The sequence below is a fragment of the Enterobacter sp. E1 genome, assembly GCF_016809815.1.
GTDB lineage: Bacteria > Pseudomonadota > Gammaproteobacteria > Enterobacterales > Enterobacteriaceae > Enterobacter > Enterobacter adelaidei.
Genome location: NZ_JAFBJM010000008.1, coordinates 1 through 24,055 on the forward strand (window position 1 = coordinate 1; position 24,055 = coordinate 24,055).

Annotated in this window: 23 protein-coding genes, 1 other RNA gene and 1 pseudogene; 14 read left to right on the plus strand and 11 right to left on the minus strand. The window is 54.1% G+C overall.

Features of this window, described 5'->3' with window-relative positions; genetic code table 11:
- Positions 1-90: 90 nt before the first annotated feature.
- The 6 genes and pseudogenes from JGF26_RS17660 to garL form a co-directional block, all read right to left on the minus strand.
- Entirely contained in the window at positions 91-873 is a 783-nt protein-coding gene (locus JGF26_RS17660; protein ID WP_203250374.1) for a PAAR domain-containing protein, read from the minus strand.
- Positions 874-884: 11 nt separating this feature from the next.
- Positions 885-1,379, minus strand: coding sequence for a PAAR domain-containing protein (locus JGF26_RS17665; protein ID WP_108091063.1), 495 nt, complete (start codon positions 1,377-1,379; stop codon positions 885-887).
- Between the two features lie 103 nt (positions 1,380-1,482).
- A pseudogene (locus JGF26_RS22470) lies at positions 1,483-1,691 on the minus strand (hypothetical protein).
- A gap of 525 nt (positions 1,692-2,216) precedes the next feature.
- Positions 2,217-2,593: RNase P RNA component class A (rnpB, locus tag JGF26_RS17670), an RNA gene on the minus strand.
- A 59-nt stretch (positions 2,594-2,652) separates the two neighbouring features.
- Positions 2,653-3,543, minus strand: coding sequence for a 2-hydroxy-3-oxopropionate reductase (garR, locus tag JGF26_RS17675; RefSeq protein WP_108091064.1), 891 nt, complete (start codon positions 3,541-3,543; stop codon positions 2,653-2,655).
- Between the two features lie 21 nt (positions 3,544-3,564).
- The gene (garL, locus tag JGF26_RS17680) at positions 3,565-4,335 is read right to left on the minus strand and encodes a 2-dehydro-3-deoxyglucarate aldolase (protein ID WP_134708512.1); all 771 of its coding nucleotides are present in this window, start codon (positions 4,333-4,335) and stop codon (positions 3,565-3,567) included.
- Positions 4,336-4,671: 336 nt separating this feature from the next.
- Here garL and garD point away from each other — a divergent pair, with 336 nt between their 5' ends.
- Complete coding sequence (gene garD / locus JGF26_RS17685) at positions 4,672-6,243, plus strand: galactarate dehydratase (protein WP_134708511.1); 1,572 nt, start codon at positions 4,672-4,674, stop codon at positions 6,241-6,243.
- A gap of 39 nt (positions 6,244-6,282) precedes the next feature.
- On the opposite strand, the gene JGF26_RS17690 is transcribed toward garD, so the two are convergent.
- Positions 6,283-7,092 (minus strand): DeoR family transcriptional regulator, encoded by an 810-nt coding sequence (locus tag JGF26_RS17690; protein WP_134708510.1) that lies wholly within the window; start codon positions 7,090-7,092, stop codon positions 6,283-6,285.
- Positions 7,093-7,331: 239 nt separating this feature from the next.
- Here JGF26_RS17690 and kbaZ point away from each other — a divergent pair, with 239 nt between their 5' ends.
- The 9 genes from kbaZ to JGF26_RS17735 all read left to right on the plus strand — a co-directional run bounded on the left by kbaZ (position 7,332) and on the right by JGF26_RS17735 (position 16,559).
- Positions 7,332-8,639, plus strand: a complete 1,308-nt coding sequence (gene kbaZ / locus JGF26_RS17695) for a tagatose-bisphosphate aldolase subunit KbaZ (protein WP_134708516.1) — start codon at positions 7,332-7,334, stop codon at positions 8,637-8,639.
- 20 nt (positions 8,640-8,659) lie between these two features.
- On the plus strand, positions 8,660-9,133 hold the full coding sequence (gene agaV, locus JGF26_RS17700; RefSeq protein ID WP_028017073.1) for a PTS N-acetylgalactosamine transporter subunit IIB: 474 nt from the start codon (positions 8,660-8,662) through the stop codon (positions 9,131-9,133).
- Positions 9,134-9,143: 10 nt separating this feature from the next.
- The gene (gene agaW, locus JGF26_RS17705; protein ID WP_028017072.1) at positions 9,144-9,923 is read left to right on the plus strand and encodes a PTS N-acetylgalactosamine transporter subunit IIC; all 780 of its coding nucleotides are present in this window, start codon (positions 9,144-9,146) and stop codon (positions 9,921-9,923) included.
- Positions 9,913-10,791, plus strand: a complete 879-nt coding sequence (gene agaE / locus JGF26_RS17710) for a PTS N-acetylgalactosamine transporter subunit IID (RefSeq protein ID WP_028017071.1) — start codon at positions 9,913-9,915, stop codon at positions 10,789-10,791. Before agaW ends, agaE begins: the two co-directional genes overlap by 11 nt.
- Positions 10,792-10,807: 16 nt before the next feature.
- Positions 10,808-11,242, plus strand: a complete 435-nt coding sequence (gene agaF / locus JGF26_RS17715) for a PTS galactosamine/N-acetylgalactosamine transporter subunit IIA (RefSeq protein WP_028017070.1) — start codon at positions 10,808-10,810, stop codon at positions 11,240-11,242.
- Positions 11,239-12,372 (plus strand): N-acetylglucosamine-6-phosphate deacetylase, encoded by a 1,134-nt coding sequence (nagA, locus tag JGF26_RS17720; protein ID WP_134708509.1) that lies wholly within the window; start codon positions 11,239-11,241, stop codon positions 12,370-12,372. The genes agaF and nagA overlap by 4 nt, the downstream gene beginning before the upstream one ends.
- Before the next feature lie 246 nt (positions 12,373-12,618).
- Positions 12,619-13,764 carry an SIS domain-containing protein gene (locus JGF26_RS17725; RefSeq protein ID WP_134708508.1) on the plus strand — a complete coding sequence of 382 codons (1,146 nt, stop codon included), beginning with the start codon at positions 12,619-12,621 and terminating at the stop codon, positions 13,762-13,764.
- A 12-nt stretch (positions 13,765-13,776) separates the two neighbouring features.
- Positions 13,777-14,649, plus strand: coding sequence for a tagatose-bisphosphate aldolase subunit KbaY (kbaY, locus tag JGF26_RS17730; protein WP_028017067.1), 873 nt, complete (start codon positions 13,777-13,779; stop codon positions 14,647-14,649).
- A gap of 20 nt (positions 14,650-14,669) precedes the next feature.
- A complete protein-coding gene (locus JGF26_RS17735) occupies positions 14,670-16,559 on the plus strand; it encodes an enterotoxin (RefSeq protein ID WP_134708507.1) in 1,890 nt (629 codons plus the stop codon).
- 19 nt (positions 16,560-16,578) lie between these two features.
- Here JGF26_RS17735 and JGF26_RS17740 read toward each other — a convergent pair whose 3' ends face one another.
- Positions 16,579-17,559: a Fic family protein gene (locus tag JGF26_RS17740; RefSeq protein WP_049007618.1), complete on the minus strand. Its 981-nt coding sequence runs from the start codon at positions 17,557-17,559 to the stop codon at positions 16,579-16,581.
- A 4-nt stretch (positions 17,560-17,563) separates the two neighbouring features.
- A complete protein-coding gene (gene rsmI, locus JGF26_RS17745) occupies positions 17,564-18,427 on the minus strand; it encodes a 16S rRNA (cytidine(1402)-2'-O)-methyltransferase (protein ID WP_108091074.1) in 864 nt (287 codons plus the stop codon).
- Between the two features lie 62 nt (positions 18,428-18,489).
- Between rsmI and JGF26_RS17750 the strand changes: the two genes are divergently transcribed.
- Genes JGF26_RS17750 through dolP form a run of 4 tightly spaced genes read left to right on the plus strand, consistent with a single transcriptional unit; the run spans position 18,490 to position 22,190 of the window.
- Positions 18,490-20,640, plus strand: a complete 2,151-nt coding sequence (locus tag JGF26_RS17750; RefSeq protein ID WP_134708506.1) for a penicillin-binding protein activator — start codon at positions 18,490-18,492, stop codon at positions 20,638-20,640.
- Complete coding sequence (locus JGF26_RS17755; RefSeq protein WP_028017062.1) at positions 20,598-20,993, plus strand: YraN family protein; 396 nt, start codon at positions 20,598-20,600, stop codon at positions 20,991-20,993. Before JGF26_RS17750 ends, JGF26_RS17755 begins: the two co-directional genes overlap by 43 nt.
- A 21-nt stretch (positions 20,994-21,014) precedes the next feature.
- A complete protein-coding gene (gene diaA, locus JGF26_RS17760; RefSeq protein WP_003861754.1) occupies positions 21,015-21,605 on the plus strand; it encodes a DnaA initiator-associating protein DiaA in 591 nt (196 codons plus the stop codon).
- Positions 21,606-21,614: 9 nt separating this feature from the next.
- Positions 21,615-22,190, plus strand: a complete 576-nt coding sequence (gene dolP / locus JGF26_RS17765) for a division/outer membrane stress-associated lipid-binding lipoprotein (RefSeq protein ID WP_028017061.1) — start codon at positions 21,615-21,617, stop codon at positions 22,188-22,190.
- A gap of 36 nt (positions 22,191-22,226) precedes the next feature.
- On the opposite strand, the gene JGF26_RS17770 is transcribed toward dolP, so the two are convergent.
- Both JGF26_RS17770 and JGF26_RS17775 read right to left on the minus strand, forming a co-directional pair.
- Entirely contained in the window at positions 22,227-23,264 is a 1,038-nt protein-coding gene (locus JGF26_RS17770; protein ID WP_134708505.1) for a permease, read from the minus strand.
- A 40-nt stretch (positions 23,265-23,304) separates the two neighbouring features.
- Positions 23,305-23,949, minus strand: coding sequence for an NAD(P)H-binding protein (locus tag JGF26_RS17775; RefSeq protein ID WP_049007614.1), 645 nt, complete (start codon positions 23,947-23,949; stop codon positions 23,305-23,307).
- Between the last annotated feature and the right edge of the window lie 106 nt (positions 23,950-24,055).

Genomic DNA, 24,055 nt, shown 5'->3' on the forward strand with positions numbered 1-24,055 from the left:
GTCCCCATTCATCGCTGGATTACCAGACACCAGCTGAATTCGCAACGGACTGGCGAAACAGGAAATATGAAGAAAAACCAACCGACATTACTAACTGAAGGTTGTATCTAATCCTGGGGGCAGGTCACCATAAGTATCACTCGCCGTACTTGCTGCGGCAGAAAACATCTCAACAGTGTCTTTGTACTTGAAAAGAAAATTAGCTTGCTGGTGTGAGAGTGGAGCTAAAGCACTATCGATACGTTCTTTCGCTGCCTGCATATGGGCAATTTGTTCACTATCCTGCTTGTCCGGGTCAACAACTAACAGAATAGAACCGGCTTTGTATTCCTTACCTGCACCATTTAGAGCACGGTAAAGTTCGCGTGTGCCTGCCGGTGGCTCACTTTCGAATAACCAGGGCTCATATGCGCCAGTTTCAGCACCGTAAGGAAGTATGCAAAAACCAGCATCTACAGGTTCGCGTTTTGCTTCCTGCGGTTTTGGTTCTTCTTGTACATGTTTTTTAGCGGCCTGTGCGTGCTGCTCTGGCTCCGGAACGGTTTCTGTCGTTGATTTCACGGCTGCTGACACCGGGGCGGCTTTTGTTGATGCGACTGGATATGAACCATGCCATGCCCAGGTCTGCGAGGGAATGAAACGAGCCTTGCACGGACAGGTTGAGCGGCTATAAAGCGTGCTCGCAACATGCGTACCATCGACTATGTCACCAGGATGCCCCCCTGCTACGTGGAAGACTCCAGGGTGCTTTCCACAAGAGACTTTATGGCCATTCAGGGCTGCATAGTTACCAGCAAACTCTTTTCTTTTTGTTCCTTCGAGGATCTGTCCACCGCAAGTTGTCCTGTCCCCTTTGACTAACCAATGTCCCATTACTGGATCTCCTACAGTGCAACAGGGGTGAGAAAATTGGCAGGCATTGCGGGGCTGTTGTCCAGTTGGCACAGGAGAGCAAAATCTTGTGGGGTACTAATAATCACGTCACCGTTATCAAGCTGGCTTCCTACAAGAGCAAAAGAAACACCGTTTCCATTAGTTGCTGCTGATCCTGAGCCACTGATAATACGGGTGCGTGTTCCGTCCGGATAAACAACATAATCGCCAACCATTGCCCGATTAACCTTGCTCCCATCTTCAAGAGTAAATGAGTCGTTTGCGCTGGCTTGCTCAATCTTCCCACCGTTTCGAGTGAGCGATCCCGCAGTGGCAAAGCGCCAAATCGCCACTAAAGAACGGTCTTTCATTTCTTCAACATGAGAGTTGAAAATCTGGCGTTGTTCGGCGCTGAATGGATTCTTGAATGATGCGAGCACTGATGGCGTGAGTCCGTTGGTGTATTGCTGCATAAGTCCCTCTACTTGCTGTGAATTTATCTTCATACGTAAGCCATTGTACAAATAGCGCCCATGCTCAGGTAGTAGCTTTTCCTAAAAAATGAAACCGTATTTCAAATAATTCACATGGTGAATGTGTTGGTGTTTTTCATTCACTATTTTCAGTATCAAAGGTCTCGCTGTATGGGCAGTGCTTCGATTTCATCAGGTAGGTAAACGTATAGATGCTATGGAATAAACGCACAGGGTTTGCCCATTTGCTGTGCTTGACTGTTACGGATTGCTCATCGTTATACGGGCCGCGTCAGCGTTGAATGCCGCCAACAGACCACAAAACATAACTGCGTAGCCTCGCATCTTCATCTCTCCTATGTCGGGGACGTTGGTGTATCAGTGGTGTAGTGCATAAATCTAGCGAACAGATGTCACCGGCAGAATATGAAAATCACTATTATCAACGGCTCGGAAGTGTCTAGATTACCCGTGGCAATTCTCTACCGCATAGTTGTTGGGATTTTTTTCACCGCAGCATAAAAGGTGGCCTGAACGCAAAGTAAATAATCATCAATGTCTTTTTGTTCTAATTTCTTCATTTTCTGCACTATGTCCAATAGTTGGGCTGGCTCTAGATTGGACGATTTTACAAAAGAAATGAACATAGAAAGGCGGGAAGATATAAATCTTGCTCTGCTGGCTAAATCGCAGCCCAGAGACACGCGGAACAAACCACCTGAGGGTAGTCTGAAATGAAGGCTGTAGCGATTGCCACGCTTTAGGATGTTGGGGATGGAACATCCGTTGGTGTGTCTCTTTTGTATCACAGTCTGTGTCACAGTTTTTCCTTAGAAAGCCTGAGACACACCAACGTATTGTTTTAAAATAAGTTGAAGCTGACCGATAAGCCGGGTTCTGTCGTGGACAGTCATTCATCTAGGCCAGCAATCGCTCACTGGCTCAAGCAGCCTACCCGGGTTCAGTACGGGCCGTACCATGTGAACCCCTATTTGGCCTTGCTCCGGGTGGAGTTTACCGTGCCACGGACTGTTACCAGCCGCGCGGTGCGCTCTTACCGCACCCTTTCACCCTTACCTGATCCCGCTTGCGCGGGCCATCGGCGGTTTGCTCTCTGTTGCACTGGTCGTGGGTTTCCCCCCCAGGCGTTACCTGGCACCCTGCCCTATGGAGCCCGGACTTTCCTCCCCTCCGCCCGTCTCCCCCGAAGGGGACGACGACGAAGCGGCGACTGTCTGGTCAGCTTCGGCGCGCAGTATAGAGGGTTTGCGCGCCGCTGTCACCCTCAGGTGTGGGCAAGATGTTATTAACGGGCGACTTCTACCTTCGCCAGTTTTTCGTAGTAGCAGGCAATGGCACTGTGGTCGGCCGTCCCCATGCCATCGGCACGCAGGGCCTGCATCATTTCCATCACGGCGGCGGTCAGCGGCAGTTGCGCCCCAACACCGTGAGACGTATCCAGCGCGTTTGCCAGATCTTTAATATGCAGGTCGATGCGGAAACCAGGTTTGAAGTTACGATCCATCACCATCGGTGCTTTGGCATCCAGCACGGTACTCCCCGCCAGACCGCCACGGATTGCCTGGTAGACCAGGTCCGGGTTGACGCCCGCTTTAGTTGCCAGCGTCAGCGCTTCGGACATCGCAGCGATATTCAGCGCCACAATCACCTGGTTCGCCAGCTTAGTCACGTTACCCGCTCCGATGTCACCGGTGTGCACCACAGAGCCAGCCATCGCTTTCATCAGATCGTAGTATTTATCGAAGATCGCTTTATCGCCGCCGACCATCACCGACAGCGTGCCGTCGATCGCTTTCGGTTCACCGCCGCTGACCGGCGCATCCAGCATATCGACGCCTTTCACTTTCAACGCTTCGCTGATTTCACGGCTTGCGAGGGGGGCAATAGAGCTCATATCAATCAGTACCAGACCTGGCTTCGCACCGTCGATAATGCCATTCTCACCCAGAGCGACCTCTTTTACATGTGGAGAGTTTGGCAGCATGGTGATGATGACATCGCACTGCTCAGCAATGGCTCTGGCTGTGGCGGCCGTTTCGGCACCCGCAGCAATGACCTCAGCCACAGCTTGCGGATTATGGTCTGAAACCACCAGTGAGTAACCCGCTTTGATGAGGTTCTTACTCATTGGTTTACCCATGATCCCCAGGCCAATAAAACCGACTTTCAGCGTCATAAACTGTTTCCTCAATGATGGTTATTTTTTAAAAGCGTCCGCTAATTTCTGCGTGGCTGAGCGGAATACGCCGAGGTCACTGCCGACAGCCACAAAGGTGGCGCCCCATTCCAGATAACGACGTGCGTCAGCTTCAACCGGTGCCAGAATGCCGCACGGTTTGCCATGGGCTTTGGCGCGGGCAAAGATGTGTTGAATGGCGTGCTGTACGTCCGGGTGACCCGCATTACCCAGGTGTCCCAACGCCGCAGCCAGGTCACTCGGGCCAACAAAGATGCCGTCGACGCCGTGTGTGGCAGCAATGGCGTCGACGTTATCAACACCCTGCTGGCTCTCAATCTGTACCAGGATGCTGATGTTGTTATTGGACTGCGTGAAGTAGTCCGGCACGGTGCCAAACATATTGGCGCGATGCGAAACGGATACACCGCGGATCCCTTCCGGGGGATAGCGCGTTGAGGCCACGGCCCGCTCCGCCTCTTCTTTCGTTTCCACAAACGGGATCAGGAAGTTGTAGAAGCCGATATCCAGCAGACGTTTGATGATCACTGGTTCGTTGGTTGGCACACGCACCACCGGCGCACTCTGGCTACCTTTGAGTGCCATCAACTGCGGAATAAACGTATTGATATCGTTCGGCGCATGCTCACCGTCCAGTACCAGCCAGTCGAAACCGGCCAGGCCCAGCACTTCGGTGCTGATGGGATTTGCCAGCGCGGACCAGCAACCAATCTGGATCTGATGCGCCGCGAGGGACGCTTTAAACTTATTTGGGAAAATATCGTTATTCATCGCGTTTACCTTTTTAATTCCGCAGCCTTATTCCGTATATTTATTGCCAGCGTTATATTTATTTTCTGACTTAATTTCGGCGTTATAAAATCGTCATTCAGTATAATCCGCATATCACCGCGACACATTGTTTTAATGCTCAGGTATTGTGGTTATTTTTGATAATATTTTGAGCATTTGCACGAATCACTGCGCGCTGATGCACAGAATCAGGCATTACGGGTTCTGGGGCGATCGAGATCACATTCTCGTTCCTTATCTCCTGACATGCTTTATTTCTGCCATAAGAAAATTGGCTGCATTTATTATCAGACTCTTGCTGGAGAATACTGAACAATGGCCGATATTGAAATTCGACAAGCGTCGCCGAGGGCGTTTTATATAAAAGTCCACGATACCGATAATGTGGCGATTATTGTCAACGACAATGGCTTAAAAGCGGGAACCCGTTTCCCGGACGGGCTGGAGTTGATTGAGCATATTCCGCAGGGACATAAAGTTGCGCTTGTGGATATCCCCGCTCACGGTGAAATTGTGCGTTACGGAGAGGTGATTGGTTATGCCATTCGCGCCATTCCTCAGGGTAGCTGGGTTGAAGAGTCGCTGGTCGCGTTGCCAAAAGCACCGCCCCTGAACACACTCCCGCTGGCAACCCGCGTGCCTGAACCACTCCCTCCACTGGACGGCTATACCTTCGACGGTTATCGCAATGCCGACGGTAGTGTCGGTACCAAAAATCTGCTCGGCATTACCACCAGCGTGCACTGTGTGGCAGGCGTGGTGGATTATGTGGTGAAAATTATTGAACGCGACCTGCTGCCGAAATACCCGAACGTGGATGGCGTGGTCGGCCTGAATCACCTTTATGGCTGCGGTGTGGCCATCAATGCACCGGCGGCCGTTGTGCCTGTCCGTACCATTCACAATATCGCCCTGAACCCGAACTTCGGCGGCGAGGTGATGGTCATTGGCCTCGGCTGTGAAAAGCTTCAACCTGAACGCCTGCTGCTGGGGACCGAGGACGTGAAAGCTATCCCGGTCAGCGATGCCAGTATCGTGCGTTTGCAGGACGAGCACCACGTCGGTTTTAGATCGATGGTCGACGATATTCTTCAGGTGGCAGAACGCCATCTGGATAAGCTGAACAAACGCCAGCGTGAAACCTGCCCGGCCTCTGAGCTGGTGGTAGGAACACAGTGCGGCGGCAGCGATGCGTTTTCCGGCGTGACCGCCAACCCGGCGGTAGGCTACGCGTCCGATCTGTTTGTTCGCTGTGGTGCCACGGTGATGTTCTCCGAAGTGACTGAAGTGCGTGACGCTATCCATCTGCTTACCCCTCGCGCCATCAATGAAGAGGTAGGTAAGCGTCTGCTTGAGGAGATGGCCTGGTACGATAACTATCTCGATATGGGCAAAACCGACCGTAGCGCCAACCCCTCTCCGGGGAACAAAAAAGGTGGACTGGCGAACGTGGTGGAAAAAGCCCTCGGCTCGATTGCGAAATCTGGCCAGAGCGCCATTGTTGAAGTCCTTTCGCCGGGCCAGCGTCCAACCCGACGCGGCCTGATTTACGCGGCAACCCCGGCCAGCGATTTTGTTTGCGGTACGCAACAAGTCGCGTCGGGTATTACAGTGCAGGTCTTTACCACCGGACGCGGCACGCCGTACGGCCTGATGGCGGTTCCGGTGATCAAGATGGCAACCCGCACGGAGCTTGCAAACCGCTGGTATGACTTAATGGATATCAACGCGGGCACAATCGCCACCGGGGAAGAGAGCATTGAAGAGGTGGGCTGGAAACTGTTCCACTTTATTCTGGATGTGGCGAGCGGTCGCAAGAAAACCTTCTCTGACCAATGGGGATTACATAATCAGCTGGCGGTGTTTAACCCGGCGCCCGTGACCTGATTAACATCGACCCTCTCCCCCATCGGGAGAGGGTCACAATTATTCCTTAACCAACACCACGTCTATCCCAATCTTGCGTAACCCTTCCAGACTTTCAGCCGGAATACCTTCGTCGACAATAATCATATCAATGCGTTGGGTATCAATGATTTTATGCAGGCTTGAGCGGTTAAATTTGCTGGAGTCAGTCACGACGATAATGCGTTCTGCCACTTCGCACATTTTGCGATTCAGACGGGCTTCATCTTCGTTATGCGTGCTTACGCCGCGATCGAGATCGATGGCGTCGACGCCCAGGAACAGCATATCAAAATGGTAATTCTGTAAGGATTGCTCCGCCTGGTCGCCATAAAAAGATTGCGACTGACGGCGTAAATGCCCACCGGTCATCAGCAATTCCACCCCTTCCGCTTCCAGCAACGCGTTCGCGACATTCATGCCGTTGGTCATAGCAATCACGTCCGTATGCTGACGCAGCATACGGGCGATTTCAAACGTCGTGGTACCGGAATCCAGAATGATACGGTGTCCTGGCTTCACCAGCTCAGCGGCCACCTGCGCAATACTGCGCTTTACGGCCGTATTCAATGAACTTTTATCTTCCACTGAAGGTTCTACGCCTTGCGCATGGCCTTCACAAATCAGTGCACCACCGTAGGCACGCACGGCAATGCCCTGCTTCTCAAGGAAGGCCAGGTCGTTGCGGATCGTTACCGTCGAAACACCATATAAATGAGAAAGATCGTTAACCTGCACGCTTCCCTGCGCCCGCAACCGCTGAATAATTTGCTCTCGCCTTTCACTGGTGCCGGAGATGCGCTTTTCTGCGGATGAATCGGTGCTGCTCATGCGAGCTCCTTAATCAATAAACTTTCGTTTCATTTCGTTTTGCCTATTAAGGCCTTTCTTTTACGGGAATGCAAGCCCTGTCTGACGACCAGGGGCAAGCTCACCCGGCGCTGAAACCTTTCATTATGTTTCTTTTGTGAAACAGATCGGAAAACTATTATCTTTCGTTTTATTTTTACACCACCATGATGCAGGATTAAATGAAACAAAACGAAAGATGAATGCCATCACCATCCGAAATGGAGAGGAAAGTGAAACATCTGACAGAAATGGTGGAACAACATAAACGGGGGAATTCAAACGGGATTTATGCCGTCTGTTCCGCACATCCACTGGTACTTGAAGCTGCAATTCGTTACGCCCACTCGCATCAGACGCCGCTATTAATTGAGGCCACCTCCAACCAGGTGGATCAGTTTGGTGGCTATACCGGCATGACGCCCGCTGATTTTCACGGGTTTGTTTGTCAGCTTGCGGAATCCCTTAATTTCCCGACTTCACAGTTGATCCTCGGCGGGGATCATCTGGGGCCCAATCGCTGGCAAAATCTACCTGCGGAACAGGCGATGGCAAATGCCGACGATCTGATCAAAAGCTATGTTGCTGCCGGGTTCAAAAAGATCCACCTCGACTGCAGTATGTCTTGCGAAGACGATCCGGTACCTTTAACCGACGCAATCGTCGCAGAGCGTGCTGCACGTCTGGCGAAAATTGCCGAAGAGACCTGTCGTGAACAGTTTGGCGTGTCTGACCTGGTCTACGTTATCGGCACTGAAGTGCCTGTTCCCGGAGGGGCGCATGAAACCCTGAATGAACTCGACGTCACCACACCGGAAGCGGCACGCGCCACGCTTGAAGCACACCGTCACGCTTTCGAAAAAGAAGGTTTAAACGCTATCTGGCCGCGCATTATTGGCCTGGTCGTTCAGCCTGGCGTTGAGTTTGACCATGCCCATGTGTGCGACTACCAACCACACAAGGCCGTCGCGCTGAGCAAAATGGTGGAAGCGTACGACACGCTGGTGTTTGAAGCGCACTCCACCGATTACCAGACGCCGCAAGCACTTCGCCAGCTGGTAAAAGATCACTTCGCGATCCTGAAAGTCGGCCCAGCTTTGACCTTCGCTCTGCGAGAAGCGTTGTTCTCACTGGCCGCCATCGAAGAAGAACTGCTGCCTGCCAAAGCCAGTTCTGGCCTGCGTCACGTACTGGAAAACGTGATGCTCGATCGCCCGGAATACTGGCAAAGCCATTACCACGGTGACGGCAATGCACGACGCCTGGCGCGCGGCTATAGCTACTCTGACCGCGTCCGCTATTACTGGCCAGACAGCCAGATTGACGATGCCTTTGAGCGACTGGTACGCAACCTGGCTGACGACCCTCTCCCGCTGCCACTGATTAGCCAGTACCTGCCGTTGCAGTACAGCAAAGTTCGCGAGGGTGCTCTCAAGTCAACGCCACGGGAACTCATCATCGACCACATTCAGGACATACTTCAGCAGTACCACGCCGCCTGCGAAGGCGTAACGACTCAACACGCATAATTAAAAAAGAGGAAAACGCTATGCCAAACATTGTTTTATGCCGCATCGACGAACGTCTGATCCACGGTCAGGTGGGTGTGCAGTGGGTGGGGTTTGCGGGGGCAAACCTGGTGCTGGTCGCTAACGATGAGGTCGCTGAGGATCCGGTTCAACAAAACCTGATGGAAATGGTGCTCGCGGAAGGGATTGCCGTGCGCTTCTGGTCGCTGCAAAAAGTGATCGACAACATTCACCGCGCTGCCGACCGCCAGAAAATTCTGCTGGTCTGTAAATCACCCGCTGATTTTCTGACGCTGGTGGAGGGCGGCGTACCTGTCACCCGTATCAATGTAGGCAACATGCACTATGCCAATGGCAAACAACAAATTGCCAAAACGGTCTCTGTCGACGCAAACGATATCACTGCGTTCAACGGTCTGAAATCTGCCGGAGTGGAATGCTTCGTTCAGGGCGTTCCAACAGAAACTGCTTTGGATCTCTTTAAACTGCTCTGAGGGATTCACAATGGAAATCAGTCTGTTGCAGGCACTGGCGTTGGGCGTTCTCGCCTTTATCGCCGGCCTGGATATGTTTAACGGCTTAACACATATGCACCGCCCGGTGGTACTCGGGCCGTTGGTTGGCCTGATTCTGGGCGATCTACACACCGGTATTTTGACCGGCGGTACGTTAGAACTGGTCTGGATGGGACTGGCACCGCTGGCAGGCGCACAGCCACCAAACGTGATTATCGGCACGATTGTAGGCACAGCGTTTGCTATCAGCACGGGCGTGAAGCCGGAAGTTGCCGTTGGCGTCGCCGTCCCGTTTGCCGTTGCGGTACAGATGGGGATCACGTTCCTCTTCTCGGTGATGTCCGGCGTGATGTCGCGCTGCGATCGCATGGCGGCCAATGCGGATACTAACGGTATTGAACGGGTCAACTATCTGGCACTGCTGGCCCTCGGTATCTTCTACTTCCTGTGTGCTTTCCTGCCGATTTACTTCGGTGCAGAACACGCGAAAACCGCCATTGATGTTCTGCCGGCACGGTTGATTGATGGTCTTGGCGTCGCGGGCGGCATCATGCCAGCTATCGGTTTTGCCGTACTGCTGAAAATCATGATGAAAAACGTCTACATCCCTTACTTCATTATCGGTTTTGTGGCCGCAGCCTGGCTCAAACTTCCGGTACTGGCGATTGCCGCTGCTGCCCTGGCAATGGCACTTATCGACCTGATGCGTAAATCACCTGAACCGACAGCACCTGCGTCCCGGAAAGAGGAATTCGAAGATGGCATCTAATCAAACAACTTTGCCTGGCGTTTCTGAAAGCGAAGAGACCCTGCTCACTGGCGTGAATGAGAATGTCTACGAAGACCAAAGTATCGGTGCCGAGCTAACGAGAAAGGACATTAACCGCGTAGCCTGGCGTTCCATGCTGTTGCAGGCCTCGTTTAACTACGAACGTATGCAGGCCTCCGGCTGGCTGTATGGCTTACTGCCTGCGCTGAAAAAGATCCACACCAACAAGCGGGATCTGGCGCGTGCCATGAAAGGTCACATGGGCTTCTTCAACACCCATCCGTTCCTGGTGACCTTTGTTATCGGCATCATCCTGGCCATGGAGCGCTCCAAGCAGGATGTGAACAGCATCCAGAGCACCAAAATTGCCGTGGGCGCACCACTCGGCGGCATTGGTGACGCCATGTTCTGGCTAACTTTGCTGCCCATATGCGGTGGGATTGGCGCAAGCCTGGCGTTGCAGGGTTCCATTCTGGGCGCCGTGGTCTTTATCGTACTGTTTAACGTGGTGCATCTGGGCCTGCGTTTTGGTCTGGCGCATTACGCCTACCGGATGGGCGTCGCAGCGATCCCGCTGATTAAGGCCAACACCAAAAAAGTTGGTCACGCGGCCTCTATCGTCGGGATGACGGTGATTGGCGCGCTGGTGGCAACCTATGTCCGCCTTAATACCACGCTCGAAATAAAGGCCGGTGATGCCGTCGTCAAACTGCAGGCCGACGTTATCGACAAGCTGATGCCTGCCTTCCTGCCACTGGTCTATACCCTGACTATGTTCTGGCTGGTACGCCGTGGCTGGAGCCCACTGCGTCTGATTGGTATCACCGTGGTGCTCGGTGTTGTCGGTAAATTCTGTCACTTCCTGTAAAAGCAAAGAGGTTACGATGTTAGGCATTATTTTGACGGGGCACGGCGGTTTTGCCAGCGGGCTTGAGCAGGCGATGAAGCAGATCCTTGGCGAGCAACCGCAGTTTATCGCCATTGATTTTCCGGAGACCTCCACCACGGCGCGGCTGACCACCCAGCTTGAGCAGGCGGTGAGCGAGCTCAATGCAGAGCACGATATTGTATTTCTCACCGACCTGCTGGGCGGTACACCGTTCCGCGTGGCGTCAACGCTCGCGATGCAAAGACCGGGCAGCGAAGTGATTACCGGCACCAACCTGCAGCTGCTGCTGGAGATGGTGCTGGAGCGCGACGGTTTAAGCAGCGAAGCATTTCGATTGCAGGCGCTGGAATGCGGACATCGTGGGCTGACAAGCCTGGTAGACGAGCTGGGGCGCTGCCGTGAGGAAGCGCCCGCTGAGGAAGGCATATGAGCCAGCTGTTACGCGCTCGCCGCGTGCTCACCGAACGGGGCTGGCTTGAAGACCACCAGCTACGTATTGAAAGTGGGATCATCACGGCGATTGAGCCAATCCCCGTGGGCATTGCGCCGCGCGATGCTGAGCTACTTTGCCCGGCCTATATTGATACGCACGTTCACGGCGGTGCGGGTGTGGATGTCATGGATGACGCGCCCGACGTACTGGATACTCTGGCGATACATAAAGCGCGTGAAGGCGTGGGAGCATTTCTGCCCACCACCGTCACCGCGCCGCTGGAGGCCATACACGGCGCACTTATGCGTATCGCCCGGCGCACTCGCTCCGGCGGGCCCGGCGCGCAGGTTCTGGGAAGCTATCTTGAAGGTCCGTACTTTACGCCGCAAAACAAAGGGGCGCACCCGCCGGAGCTTTTTCGGGAGCTGGATATCACTGAGCTGAACGCACTGATTGAGGTTTCGCAAAACACACTACGCGTGGTGGCGCTTGCGCCGGAAAAACCTGGCGCATTACAGGCGATTCGCCACCTTAAACAGCACGGTTTACGCGTGATGCTGGGCCATAGCGCCGCCACTTACGATCAAACCCTTGCCGCTTTTGACGCAGGTGCTGATGGGTTGGTCCACTGCTACAACGGTATGACGGGGTTACATCACAGGGAACCCGGCATGGTTGGCGCTGGGCTGACAGACAAACGTGCATGGCTGGAGCTGATTGCCGATGGTCACCATGTCCACCCTGGAGCCATGCGTCTGTGCTGCTGCTGCGCGAAAGACCGCGTGGTGCTGATCACCGATGCAATGCAGGCTGCTGGTATGCCTGACGGGGGCTACACCCTGTGCGGTGAAGAGGTCTGCATGCAAAATGGCGTCGTGCGTACCGCCACCGGTGGCCTGGCAGGGAGTACGCTCTCGCTGGATGCCGCCGTCCGCAATATGGTGGAGCACGCAGGCATCACCGCTGAAGACGCGATCCATATGGCCTCGCTGCACCCTGCAAGGCTGCTGGGTATTGATAACCAGCTCGGGTCGTTAGCATCAGGCAAACACGCCACGCTCATCGCGCTGGACGGTGGTTTACACCTCCAGCGGATCTGGATTCAGGGCCAGGCTCTTCCCCTTTAGCCCTTTCATTGTGTCTCCTGTTGGCCTTACGACACGCGATCGTAAGGCCTTTCTTTTCCTTTCCTTCTTCATTGCCTTTTCTTTTGCGATCACACTTTTCGTTTTATTTCTTTTCTTTCATTGAACTTTCGATTTCTTTTCTATAAATTTTATTTAACTGCTCAAGTGAACAAGTGAAACGAAACGAAAGATAGCGACATATTTGCCAGCGTCTGATGTGGAATTCACACGACTAAGGACTGAGTTATGCCACAAATCACTACCGCCACAACTGGCACCTGGACCGAAGAAGAGATCCGTCAGCAACCAGCGAGCTGGATCCGATCGCTCAGCAACATTGATAGCCTGCGTTCGTCTATCGACGGTTTTCTGACTCCGCTGCTGCGCAAATCTGATCTGCGGATCGTCCTGACAGGGGCGGGCACATCTGCCTTTATCGGCGACATTATTGCGCCATGGCTTGCCAGCCACACCGGGAAAAACTTCACCGCCGTACCCACAACTGACCTGGTGACGAACCCAATGGATTACTTCAGCCCTGCGCATCCATTGTTGCTGATTTCGTTTGCCCGCTCCGGCAACAGCCCGGAAAGCGTGGCGGCTGTAGAACTGGCCAATCAGTTTGTGCCGGAATGCTACCACCTGTCGATCACCTGCAATGAAGCAGGCAGTTTGTACCAGAATGCCGTCAACAGCGATAACGCCTTTGCCCTGCTGATGCCAGCCGAAACGCACGATCGCGGCTTCGCGATGACCAGCAGTATCACCACCATGATGGCAAGCTGTCTGGCGGTTTTCGCCCCGGAGACGATCAACAGCCAGACCTTCCGCGACGTAGCCGATCGCTGCCAGGCGATCCTGACGTCGCTCGGCGATTTCAGTCAGGATGTCTTTGGCAATGCGCCATGGAAGAGGATCGTCTACCTGGGAAGCGGTGGCCTGCAGGGTGCCGCGCGTGAGTCAGCGCTGAAGGTGCTGGAACTGACGGCGGGAAAACTGGCAGCATTCTACGACTCTCCTACCGGTTTCCGTCATGGGCCGAAGTCGCTGGTGGATCACGAAACGCTGGTGGTGGTGTTTGTCTCCAGCCATCCGTATACGCGTCAGTACGATCTCGATCTGCTGGCCGAACTGCGCCGCGATCGCCAGGCCCTGCGCGTGGTGGCTATCGCCGCTGAAACGGATCCGGTTATTGAAGCGGGTCCGCACATCCTGCTACCGCCTTCTCGTTCGTTTATCGACATGGAACAGGCGTTCTGCTTCCTGATGTATGCCCAGGTCTTTGCACTTTCCCAGTCGCTCAGCGTAGGCAACACCCCCGATACACCATCCGCCAGCGGCACGGTCAACCGTGTGGTTCAGGGCGTTGTTATTCATCCGTGGCAGGCTTAAGAGGATCTCATCATGAGCATTATCTCGACTAAATATCTTCTGCAGGACGCCCAGGCAAAAGGCTACGCCGTGCCGGCGTTCAATATCCATAACGCAGAGACGATCCAGGCGATACTCGAAGTGTGCAGCGAAATGCGATCGCCGGTGATCCTTGCGGGCACGCCCGGGACGTTTAAACACATTGCGCTCGAAGAGATCTACGCCTTGTGCAGCGCTTATTCCGTCACTTATGACATGCCGCTGGCGCTGCATCTCGATCACCACGAATCACTGGACGATATTCGTCGTAAAGTGAATGCCGGTGTACGCAGCGCAATGATCGACGGCAGCCACTATCCATTTGAGCAGAACGTGAAGCTGGTGAAATCCGTGGTCGATTTTTGCCATCTCAACGACTGTAGCGTCGAGGCAGAATTGGGGCGTTTGGGTGGCGTGGAAGATGACATGAGCGTCGACGCCGAAAGCGCATTTCTCACCGACCCACAAGAAGCGAAGCGCTTTGTTGAGCTAACCGGCGTCGATAGCCTCGCTGTGGCCATCGGCACCGCGCACGGCCTCTATACCAAACGACCCAAAATCGACTTCCAGCGGCTGGCCGAAATTCGCGAAGTGGTCACCGTACCGCTGGTGCTGCATGGCGCGAGCGATGTACCGGATGAGTATGTTCGCCGCACCATTGAGCTGGGCGTCTGCAAAGTCAACGTGGCAACCGAGCTGAAAATCGCCTTTTCTGACGCCGTCAAAGCCTGGTTTGCCGACAACCCGCAAGGTAACGATCCACGCTTCTACATGCGGGTCGGCATGGATGCCATGAAAGAGGTGGTCAGAAGCAAAATTACCGTTTGTGGCTCGGCAAATCGCTTGCTGCTGCCGGCAGAAGCCTGATTGAAAAGGATCTTACCCTGATGAAAAAAATCCTCCCCCTCTCAATACTTGCCCTGTGTGTTTCTCATGGCGCGATGGCAGCAAACTACAGCCTTAATAACGACAATATTGCCCTGTCATTTGATGACGCAAACTCGACGGTCGTGGTTAAAGACACCAGGGCCAACCATCCTCTGACACCGCAGGAGCTGTTCTTTCTGACGCTGCCAGATGAGAAAAAAATCCACACGGCGGATTTTAAGATCAAGCATGTCGAAAAGCTGAACAACGGAATTGTCATCGACTTCACCCATCCGGACTTTAACGTCACGGTGAAGCTGAACCTGGTGAAGGGGAAATACGCCAGCATCGACTACACCATCGCAGCCGTCGGGCAGCCTCGTGAAGTGGCGAAAATCACCTTCTTCCCAACCAAAAAGCAGTCTCAGGCACCTTATGTAGACGGGGCAATTAACAGCTCGCCGATTATCGCAGACTCGTTCTTTATCCTGCCGGATAAACCCATCGTTAATACTTACGCCTATGAAGCGACGACCAACCTCAATGTGGAGCTGAAAACGCCCATTCAGCCGGCAACGCCAGTCAGCTATACCACCTGGTTCGGTACCTTCCCGGAAACCAGCCAGCTGCGACGTAGCGTAAACCAGTTTATTGATGCCGTCCGCCCGCGTCCGTATAAGCCTTATCTACACTACAACAGCTGGATGGACATCGGCTTCTTTACCCCTTACTCCGAGCAGGATGTGCTGGGGCGTATGGACGAATGGAACAAAGAATTTATCACCGGGCGGGGCGTAACGCTGGATGCTTTCCTGCTTGACGATGGCTGGGATGATCTTACAGGGCGCTGGCTGTTTGGCCCGGCATTCAGTAACGGTTTTGGCAAGGTACGGGAGAAAGCTGACAGCCTGCACAGCTCCGTTGGCCTGTGGCTTTCGCCGTGGGGCGGATATAACAAACCGCGCGATACTCGCGTCTCACATGCAAAAGAGTATGGTTTCGAAACGGTCGACGGGAAGCTGGCGCTGTCAGGCCCGAACTACTTTAAAAACTTTAATGAGCAGATTAGTAAGCTGATAAAAAACGAGCATATTACTTCGTTTAAGCTGGACGGAATGGGTAACGCCAACTCGCACATTAAAGGCAGCCCGTTCGCCTCGGATTTTGACGCCTCTATTGCACTGCTGCATAACATGCGCAGCGCCAATCCGAACCTGTTTATCAACCTGACGACCGGAACCAATGCCAGTCCATCCTGGCTGTTCTACGCCGATTCCATCTGGCGTCAGGGTGATGACATAAACCTTTATGGCCCTGGTACGCCGGTACAGCAGTGGATGACTTACCGCGACGCTGAAACGTACCGTTCCATTGTGCGCAAAGGCCCGCTCTTCCCACTGAACTCCCTGATGTATCACGGGATCGTCAGTGCAGAAAACGCTTATTACGGGCTGGAGAAAGTGCAAACGGACAGCGATTTTGCCGACCAGGTCTGGAGTTACTTCGCCACCGGCACGCAGTTGCAGGAGCTATACATCACCCCTTCAATGCTGAATAAGGCGAAGTGGGATACCCTGGCGCAGGCGGCGAAATGGTCGCGGGATAACGCCAGCGTGCTGGTGGATACGCACTGGATTGGCGGTGACCCAACTGCGCTGCAGGTTTACGGCTGGGCATCCTGGAGCAAGGACAAAGCAATTCTCGGCTTACGTAACCCGTCGGATAAGCCGCAAAGCTACTACCTGGATTTGACGAGAGATTTCGAAGTCCCAACAGGAAACGCGTCGCAGTTTAGTCTGAAGGCAGTGTATGGACGTAATTCAACCGTACCGGAGGCGTACAAAAACGCAGTGGTGATTACGCTGCAGCCGCTGGAAACGCTGGTGTTTGAAGCATTCCCAGAAAAATAAAAAGTGTTCAGTTGGCAGGTTAAGCCATGACCTGCCAGCTTCCCCCTTTCCTTGCCCCCACGCGTTTTAATTTACCTTTTGATTGCAAAGAACGGAGATAACGTTCCGCAGTGCGGGAAGTTACGCCCAAAACAGATGCCAACATTACCGCAGTCATTTGCGGTTGAACGGTAAGAAGCTCAAGGATAGTATTTTCCTTTTCCGACAATTCTTCCGACATTTTTTCCGACAATACTGACGACATACCTATGCCTTCCCGCAAAGCTTCAGCCATATTTTGCAGCATAAACTCCACGAATGCCGTGCAATCACTGGCCCGATCGCATTGTCCTAATATCTGGTAATAGCGCGCCTGCTGAAAATGGATGAGTGTCTCGACGGGTAGCCATGCCAGTTCCGCACGCCACTGGCTTAAGATCAACGTTTGCCACAGCCGCCCCATACGGCCATTTCCATCTGAAAAGGGATGAATAAACTCAAACTCGTAATGAAATACCGAACTGGCAATAAGCGGGTGGAGATCAGTTTGCTTAAGCCAGGAAAGAAGATCGTCGATCAGACGGTTCATCTGGGAGGCAGGAGGAGCCATGTGGACTAACTGGTTTCCACGGTATACCCCTACGTCTCCATTCCTGAGCTTTCCAGGGAGATCGACCAGACCAGTCATTAATAACCGGTGTGCATTGAGTAAGTCATTGAGCTTCCATGGCTTCCATTCAGACAATTTCTCATATGCCAGGATAGCATTGCGGACTTCCTGAATATCTTTTTCAGGCGCGAGCACGCGCTTGCCATCCATGATTGCCGTCACTTGCCCGGTAGTCAGCGAGTTGTGTTCAATGGCCAGCGATGCCTGGATAGTGCGGATACGGTTCTCTTTACGCAGTAAAGGAGATGTCCTTCCGGAATGAGCCGCCCAATGCCCCAGCAACTCACCAATCTCAACAACCTGATTGAGAATTGATGGCGTGATAGCGAATGGAGGCAGGTAGCGGCTCATACGTTTACTCCCCCTGCTGCTCCAGCGCATACTTATACAGCGCATTTTTCTTCACGCCGTGAATTTCTGCCGCCAGCGCAGCGGCTTTCTTCAGCGGCAGTTCCGCCTGCAGCAGCGCCAGCGTGCGCAGCGCGTCGGCTGGCAGCGCGTCTTCCTGCGCTTTATGTCCTTCGACAATCAGCACCATTTCACCTTTACGGCGGTTTTCATCTTCCTTCACCCACGCCAGCAGTTCACCCACCGGTGCACCGTGGATCGTTTCCCAGGTTTTGGTCAGTTCGCGCGCCAGCACCACGTAGCGGGCTTCTCCCCACACGGTCACCATATCTTCCAGGCTCTCAAGCAGGCGGTGCGTGGATTCGTAGAAAATCAGGGTGCGCGGTTCCGCTTCCAGGTCTTTTAACACGTCGCGGCGGCCTTTGGATTTGGCAGGCAGGAAGCCTTCATAGCAGAAACGGTCAGACGGCAACCCCGCAGCGCTCAGCGCAGCAATTGCGGCGCAGGGGCCCGGCAAAGGTACAACCCGAATCCCTGCTTCGCGGCAGGTACGCACCAGATGGTAACCAGGGTCGTTAATCAGCGGGGTTCCTGCATCGGAAACTAACGCAATGTTCTGCCCCTCTTTCAGCTTCGCCACCAGCGTTTCGGCTTTTTGTTGCTCATTGTGATCGTGCAGGGCAAACAATCGGGCGGTGATCGCGAAATGTTGAAGCAGTAAACCGGTGTGCCGGGTATCTTCAGCAGCAATCAAATCAACAGCTTGCAACACGGTAAGCGCACGTTGGGTAATATCAGATAAATTCCCGATAGGAGTAGGTACAATATAGAGCTGGCCTTGAGAATTATCCGCCGTTTCGTGTTGTTTCATTGTTTAGTCCGTATTGCCGATTTAATATTGAGCATTGCGTAAAAAAAATCACTGGATACAGTATGGTACCGTTAACGTTTCTTCGAAAAAAAGCCACTCGCAGCGTGCCGCTTCTGCTGGCAGCGCTGATCTTTGCAGGCTGTGGCACCCAGGCACCTGACCAGAGCACTGCACATCTGCAGGGTTCCGCTCAGGCTGATTCTGGTTTTTATCTGCAACAAATGTCGCAGAGTTCAAATGATACCAAGACCAACTGGCAATTACTCGCCATTCGTGCACTGTTGAAAGAGGGTAAAACCCAGCAGGCCGCCGAACTGTTCAATCAGTTACCGAAGGATCTTAACGACACCCAACGTCGTGAGCAGAGCTTGCTTTCCGCTGAGCTGAAAGTCGCACTGAAAGATTATGATGGCGCGAAAAAGATCCTGGGTAATATCGACGTCAGCGCGCTGGATAAAAATCAGCAGGCTCGCTTCTGGCAGGCAGGTATTGCCGCTGAGCAGGGTCGTCCTTCCCTGACACTGCTCCGTGCACTGATTGCCCAGGAACCGCTGCTCGGCGGCGCCGACAAGCAGAAAAATATTGATGCCACCTGGCAGGCGCTTGCCTCCATGACCCAGGAACAGGCGCAGGCACTGGTCATCAATGCCGATGAAAACGTCCTGCAGGGCTGGCTGGATCTGCAGCAGATGTGGTTTAACAACCGCAACGATCCGAAGATGCTGAAAGCCGGTATTACTGACTGGCAAACCCGCTACCCGCAGAATCCGGGCGCGAAAATGCTGCCAACACAGCTGGTAAACGTGCAGAACTTTAAGCCCGCATCGACCAGCAAAATCGCCCTGCTTCTGCCGCTAAACGGTCAGGCGGCGGTATTTGGTCGCACTATTCAGCAGGGTTTTGAAGCGGCGAAAAACGGTACCACGCCGGTGACAGGCAGTGCCGTTCCAGCACAAGCAGCACAGGCAGCAAATGTGAACGATGTTGTCAGCCCGTCCGCAGCCGAGACCAGTGACCTGACCACCGCCCAAACCCCGGCGCAGGGCACGATGCAAAACCCGGTTACCGCACCAACGACACCTCCGGCAACTGCGCCTGCGCCTGCAACACAGGCTCCGGCTGAGACACAAGCGGCGCCGGCACCTGCTGCCACAGCACAACCGTCTGAACAGCAACCTGCGCAACCCGCAGCCCAACCTGCTGCGCAGCCGCAAACCGTGGCAGCCTCCAGCGCCAACCCGGGCGCTGAGCTAAAAATCTACGACACCAGCTCACAGCCGCTTGACCAGGTTCTGGCGCAGGTTCAACAGGACGGTGCAAGCATCGTTGTCGGCCCGTTGTTGAAAAACAACGTGGAAGAGCTGATGAAGAGCAATACCACGCTGAACGTGCTGGCGCTCAATCAGCCTGAGCAGGTTCAGAACCGCGCCAATATCTGCTACTTCGCACTTTCCCCTGAAGATGAAGCCCGCGATGCCGCACGACATATCCACGAGCAGGGTAAACAGGCTCCTCTGTTGCTCATCCCACGCAGTACGCTGGGCGATCGCGTCGCGAATGCCTTTGCCAATGAATGGCAGAAGCTCGGTGGCGGTATGGTACTGCAGCAGAAATTCGGTTCAGTCTCTGAACTGCGCGCTGGCGTAAATGGCGGAGCAGGCATCGCGCTGAACGGTAGCCCGGTAACCGCAAGCCTGCCGCAGCAGCAGGGCGTGACAATTGGCGGTCTGATAATCCCGGCCCCACCTACCGACGCACAAATCAGCGGTGGCGGTAAAGTGGATGCCGCCTATATTGTCGCCACGCCGCAAGAGATCGCCTTTATCAAACCGATGATTGCAATGCGTAACGGCAGCCAGAGCGGTGCAACGCTGTACGCGAGTTCACGCAGCGCGCAGGGCACTGCAGGCCCGGATTTCCGTCTGGAAATGGACGGTCTGCAGTACAGCGAAATCCCTATGCTGGCAGGCAGCAATCCGGCACTGATGCAGCAGGCGCTGGGGGCAGTACGTAACGACTACTCTCTGGCGCGTTTGTATGCGATGGGTGTCGATGCGTGGGCGCTGGCGAACCACTTTACCCAGATGCGTCAGGTGCCAGGCTTTGAGCTTAACGGCAACACCGGCGATCTGACCGCTACTCAGGATTGCGTGATCAACAGGAAGTTATCATGGCTCAAATACCAGCAGGGGCAAATCGTCCCGGCCAGTTAAGCCGTAAAGAGACCGGCGATGCGTGGGAGTTAAAGGCGCGTCGCTGGCTTGAAGGCAAAGGACTGCGCTTTATCGCCGCTAACGTCCGTGGGCGCGGCGGCGAGATTGACCTGATCATGAAAGAGGCTCAGGTCATTGTGTTTGTAGAAGTCCGTTTTCGACAGTCCTCCCGTTTTGGCGGCGCTGCCGCCAGCGTGACGCTCGCCAAACAACATAAATTATTACAGACTGCCCACTTGTGGCTTGCCCGCCATAATGGGAGCTTTGATACTGTGGATTGCCGGTTCGATGTGATAGCCTTCACCGGAAATGAGATCGAATGGCTTAAAAACGCTTTTGGCGAAGACGCATAATTAAGATTTAAAAGGGATAACGTGCTCGAAAGAATTAAAGTGTGCTTCACAGAAAGCATCCAGACTCAGATTGCCGCGGCGGAAGCGCTACCGGATGCGATCTCCCGTGCCGCGATGACGCTGGTGCAATCCCTGCTTAATGGCAACAAAATCCTCTGTTGTGGCAACGGAACGTCAGCCGCCAACGCGCAGCATTTTGCTGCCAGCATGATCAATCGTTTTGAAACAGAACGTCCGAGTTTACCTGCCATTGCACTTAATACCGATAATGTGGTCTTAACAGCGATTGCTAACGATCGTCTGCATGACGAAATTTACGCTAAGCAGGTGCGAGCCCTCGGCCATGCCGGAGATGTACTGCTGGCAATATCCACACGCGGCAACAGCCGGGACATTGTTAAAGCCGTTGAAGCCGCCGTAACCCGGGACATGACTATCGTGGCTTTAACCGGCTATGACGGTGGTGAGCTGGCGGGTCTGCTGGGGCCGCAGGATGTGGAAATCCGCATTCCTTCTCACCGTAGCGCGCGTATTCAGGAAATGCATATGCTGACGGTAAATTGCTTATGCGACCTGATCGATAACACGCTTTTCCCTCACCAGGATGATTAAGGAGTTCTTATGAAGGCTTTATCGACCCTCGCAGTCCTTATGTCTGCATTACTGCTTCAGGGATGTATCGCTGCGGCTGTCGTGGGTACTGCTGCTGTAGGCACCAAAGCGGCAACCGATCCGCGTTCTGTCGGGACGCAGGTGGATGACGGTACGCTTGAGCTGCGCGTCAACAGTGCGCTGTCGAAAGACGAACAGATTAAGAAAGAAGCGCGCATCAATGTGACGGCTTATCAGGGCAAAGTGCTGCTTGCAGGCCAGGCCCCTAACATGGAACTCGCCTCCCGCGCCAAACAGATTGCGATGGGTGTAGAAGGTACGACAGAAGTCTTCAACGAAGTGCGCCAGGGACAGCCTGTCAGCCTGGGCACCGCATCGTCTGACACCTGGATCACCACCAAAGTGCGTTCCCAACTGCTGGGTTCTGATCAGGTGAAATCTTCCAACGTGAAAGTGACGACGGAAAACGGTGAAGTGTTCCTGCTGGGTCTGGTAACCGACCGTGAAGGGAAAGCCGCGGCTGATATCGCCAGCCGGGTGAGCGGCGTGAAACACGTCACCACCGCGTTTACTTATATCAAGTAACAAACAATACCCGGCAATGCCGGGTATTTTTTTGCCTTAAACCAATGCAAAACTTCCCACAATCACCCCACTCAACGCCACCAGCCCCGCAGTCAGCCACAGCGCTTTGGCCGGGAATGATTTACGCAGCATGATAAGCGACGGCAGGCTAATTGCAGGCAGTGTGATGAGCAGCGCCAGCGCCGGTGCGGTGCCCATGCCAGCCAGCATCATGGTCTGCACAATCGGGATCTCCGCCGCCGTTGGGATCACAAACAGGCAGCCTGCAACGGCCATCGCAATGACCCACATCAGCGTGTTGTCGATAGCGCCATCCGCATGTGGGAAAAGCCAGACGCGCGCAGCCCCCAGAACCAGTACCGCAAGGATATAGACCGGGATGGTGCTCCAGAAAAGCTGCCATAACGCCTGACCCCAGCGCATGAAGAAACTCCCCTGAGGCTCGCTGACGTTCAGCTCAACTGACGCCGGTTCAACGGCATTATCTTTCACCCATTTTTGTACCAGCGTCGCGACCACCAGCACCGTCAGCAATCCAGCCACCAGACGGATGAACGCAAAATGCCATCCCAGAACAAAACCCATAAACACCAGCGTCGCTGGGTTTAACAGCGGGTTACCCATCCAGAAAGCCAGCGCGCCGCCCATCGAGACACGCTGGCGACGCATCCCCGCAGTAACAGGAGCCGCACAGCAGGAGCACATCATGCCCGGCAGAGAAAAAATTGTCCCCAGCAGCGTGCCCTGAAAACGCGACTGCCCAAGGGTTTTCACCAGCCAGTTCCGCGGAATAAGTACCTGAATCAGTGACCCCAGAATGACGCCTAAAACGGCGGCTTTCCAGACGGCAAGGAAGTAGACCATGGCGTAATCCCACGCCGCCTGCAGCGGGCTGGCATCAGCCTGAGCGAGAATAGATTTACCGATACTGTGCGTTTCGGCGGCGGTGAAGGCTTTGCCGTAGTAGGGCTGCCATTTCACATACCAGAGGCCGATAATGACCACAAGAAAGAAGAGCGCGGGCTTCCACCATTGAACAGGTGTTGCCGCCTGAGATGAAGACTGACCAGTCATAGCATTCCCCGGAGAGTAGTAGGTAATTAGCCGGGGGAGTTTACGCCTCGCCCTGCGCGATTTCACGCAGTTTTGCCGAAGGGATAATGTTCACCCCTTCCTTCGAAGGTGAAAGCGCCTCTTTCAGCATCGCGCGTGCGACATCCTGCGCCTCAATGGATTTCCAGTTCCCCGGAAGAATGCGGAATAGCGGGGCGAAAATAGACTCATTAAAACGCCGTTCGTCGCGGTGTCCCAGCAACATGGAGGGGCGAACAATCGTCAGGTAATCCCATCTCTGCGCAATCAGCGCGTCCTCCATTTTGCCCTTCACGTTGTTGTAGAAAAAAGGCGATCCGGCACTGGCACCCAGCGCGCTGACCACCAGGAAATGTTTGGCCCCAAGCCTTTTGGCCGTGAGTGCCGTATCCACCACCAGTGTGTAGTCCGCATGCACAAACGCCTCTTTACTGCCCGCCTCACGCCGGGTCGTGCCGAGACAACAAAATGCGATATCAATGGGGTCCTGCACCTGTGCCAGCGCGTCCGTCAGCTGCGGATCATGTGGGTTGAAGACGCCGGAGATATCTGCGAGCGGTCGCCGCGTCGGGGCGGCAATATAATTCACTTTGCGCTCCTGAATCAGCAGACGCAGTAAATGCCCGCCCACCAACCCGGTTGCGCCTGTAAGCAGTACCTGACTCATCTTTTCCCCTTTACAGAATTGTCCGTTTGCGAACTTAGCGTGGTTGACCACACTTAGAAGTCTGTTACAGGTAAGTATTTACCACAAGCGGAGAAAAATCAGTCTG

Bases quoted from the DNA above. Each gene is read 5' to 3' on its own strand.
- JGF26_RS17660 (WP_203250374.1), bottom strand. From the start codon at position 873: ATGGGACATTGGTTAGTCAAAGGGGACAGGACAACTTGCGGTGGACAG.
- JGF26_RS17665 (WP_108091063.1), bottom strand. From the start codon at position 1,379: ATGAAGATAAATTCACAGCAAGTAGAGGGACTTATGCAGCAATACACC.
- garR (WP_108091064.1), bottom strand. From the start codon at position 3,543: ATGACGCTGAAAGTCGGTTTTATTGGCCTGGGGATCATGGGTAAACCA.
- garL (WP_134708512.1), bottom strand. From the start codon at position 4,335: ATGAATAACGATATTTTCCCAAATAAGTTTAAAGCGTCCCTCGCGGCG.
- garD (WP_134708511.1), top strand. From the start codon at position 4,672: ATGGCCGATATTGAAATTCGACAAGCGTCGCCGAGGGCGTTTTATATA.
- JGF26_RS17690 (WP_134708510.1), bottom strand. From the start codon at position 7,092: ATGAGCAGCACCGATTCATCCGCAGAAAAGCGCATCTCCGGCACCAGT.
- kbaZ (WP_134708516.1), top strand. From the start codon at position 7,332: ATGGAGAGGAAAGTGAAACATCTGACAGAAATGGTGGAACAACATAAA.
- agaV (WP_028017073.1), top strand. From the start codon at position 8,660: ATGCCAAACATTGTTTTATGCCGCATCGACGAACGTCTGATCCACGGT.
- agaW (WP_028017072.1), top strand. From the start codon at position 9,144: ATGGAAATCAGTCTGTTGCAGGCACTGGCGTTGGGCGTTCTCGCCTTT.
- agaE (WP_028017071.1), top strand. From the start codon at position 9,913: ATGGCATCTAATCAAACAACTTTGCCTGGCGTTTCTGAAAGCGAAGAG.
- agaF (WP_028017070.1), top strand. From the start codon at position 10,808: ATGTTAGGCATTATTTTGACGGGGCACGGCGGTTTTGCCAGCGGGCTT.
- nagA (WP_134708509.1), top strand. From the start codon at position 11,239: ATGAGCCAGCTGTTACGCGCTCGCCGCGTGCTCACCGAACGGGGCTGG.
- JGF26_RS17725 (WP_134708508.1), top strand. From the start codon at position 12,619: ATGCCACAAATCACTACCGCCACAACTGGCACCTGGACCGAAGAAGAG.
- kbaY (WP_028017067.1), top strand. From the start codon at position 13,777: ATGAGCATTATCTCGACTAAATATCTTCTGCAGGACGCCCAGGCAAAA.
- JGF26_RS17735 (WP_134708507.1), top strand. From the start codon at position 14,670: ATGAAAAAAATCCTCCCCCTCTCAATACTTGCCCTGTGTGTTTCTCAT.
- JGF26_RS17740 (WP_049007618.1), bottom strand. From the start codon at position 17,559: ATGAGCCGCTACCTGCCTCCATTCGCTATCACGCCATCAATTCTCAAT.
- rsmI (WP_108091074.1), bottom strand. From the start codon at position 18,427: ATGAAACAACACGAAACGGCGGATAATTCTCAAGGCCAGCTCTATATT.
- JGF26_RS17750 (WP_134708506.1), top strand. From the start codon at position 18,490: ATGGTACCGTTAACGTTTCTTCGAAAAAAAGCCACTCGCAGCGTGCCG.
- JGF26_RS17755 (WP_028017062.1), top strand. From the start codon at position 20,598: ATGGCTCAAATACCAGCAGGGGCAAATCGTCCCGGCCAGTTAAGCCGT.
- dolP (WP_028017061.1), top strand. From the start codon at position 21,615: ATGAAGGCTTTATCGACCCTCGCAGTCCTTATGTCTGCATTACTGCTT.
- JGF26_RS17770 (WP_134708505.1), bottom strand. From the start codon at position 23,264: ATGACTGGTCAGTCTTCATCTCAGGCGGCAACACCTGTTCAATGGTGG.
- JGF26_RS17775 (WP_049007614.1), bottom strand. From the start codon at position 23,949: ATGAGTCAGGTACTGCTTACAGGCGCAACCGGGTTGGTGGGCGGGCAT.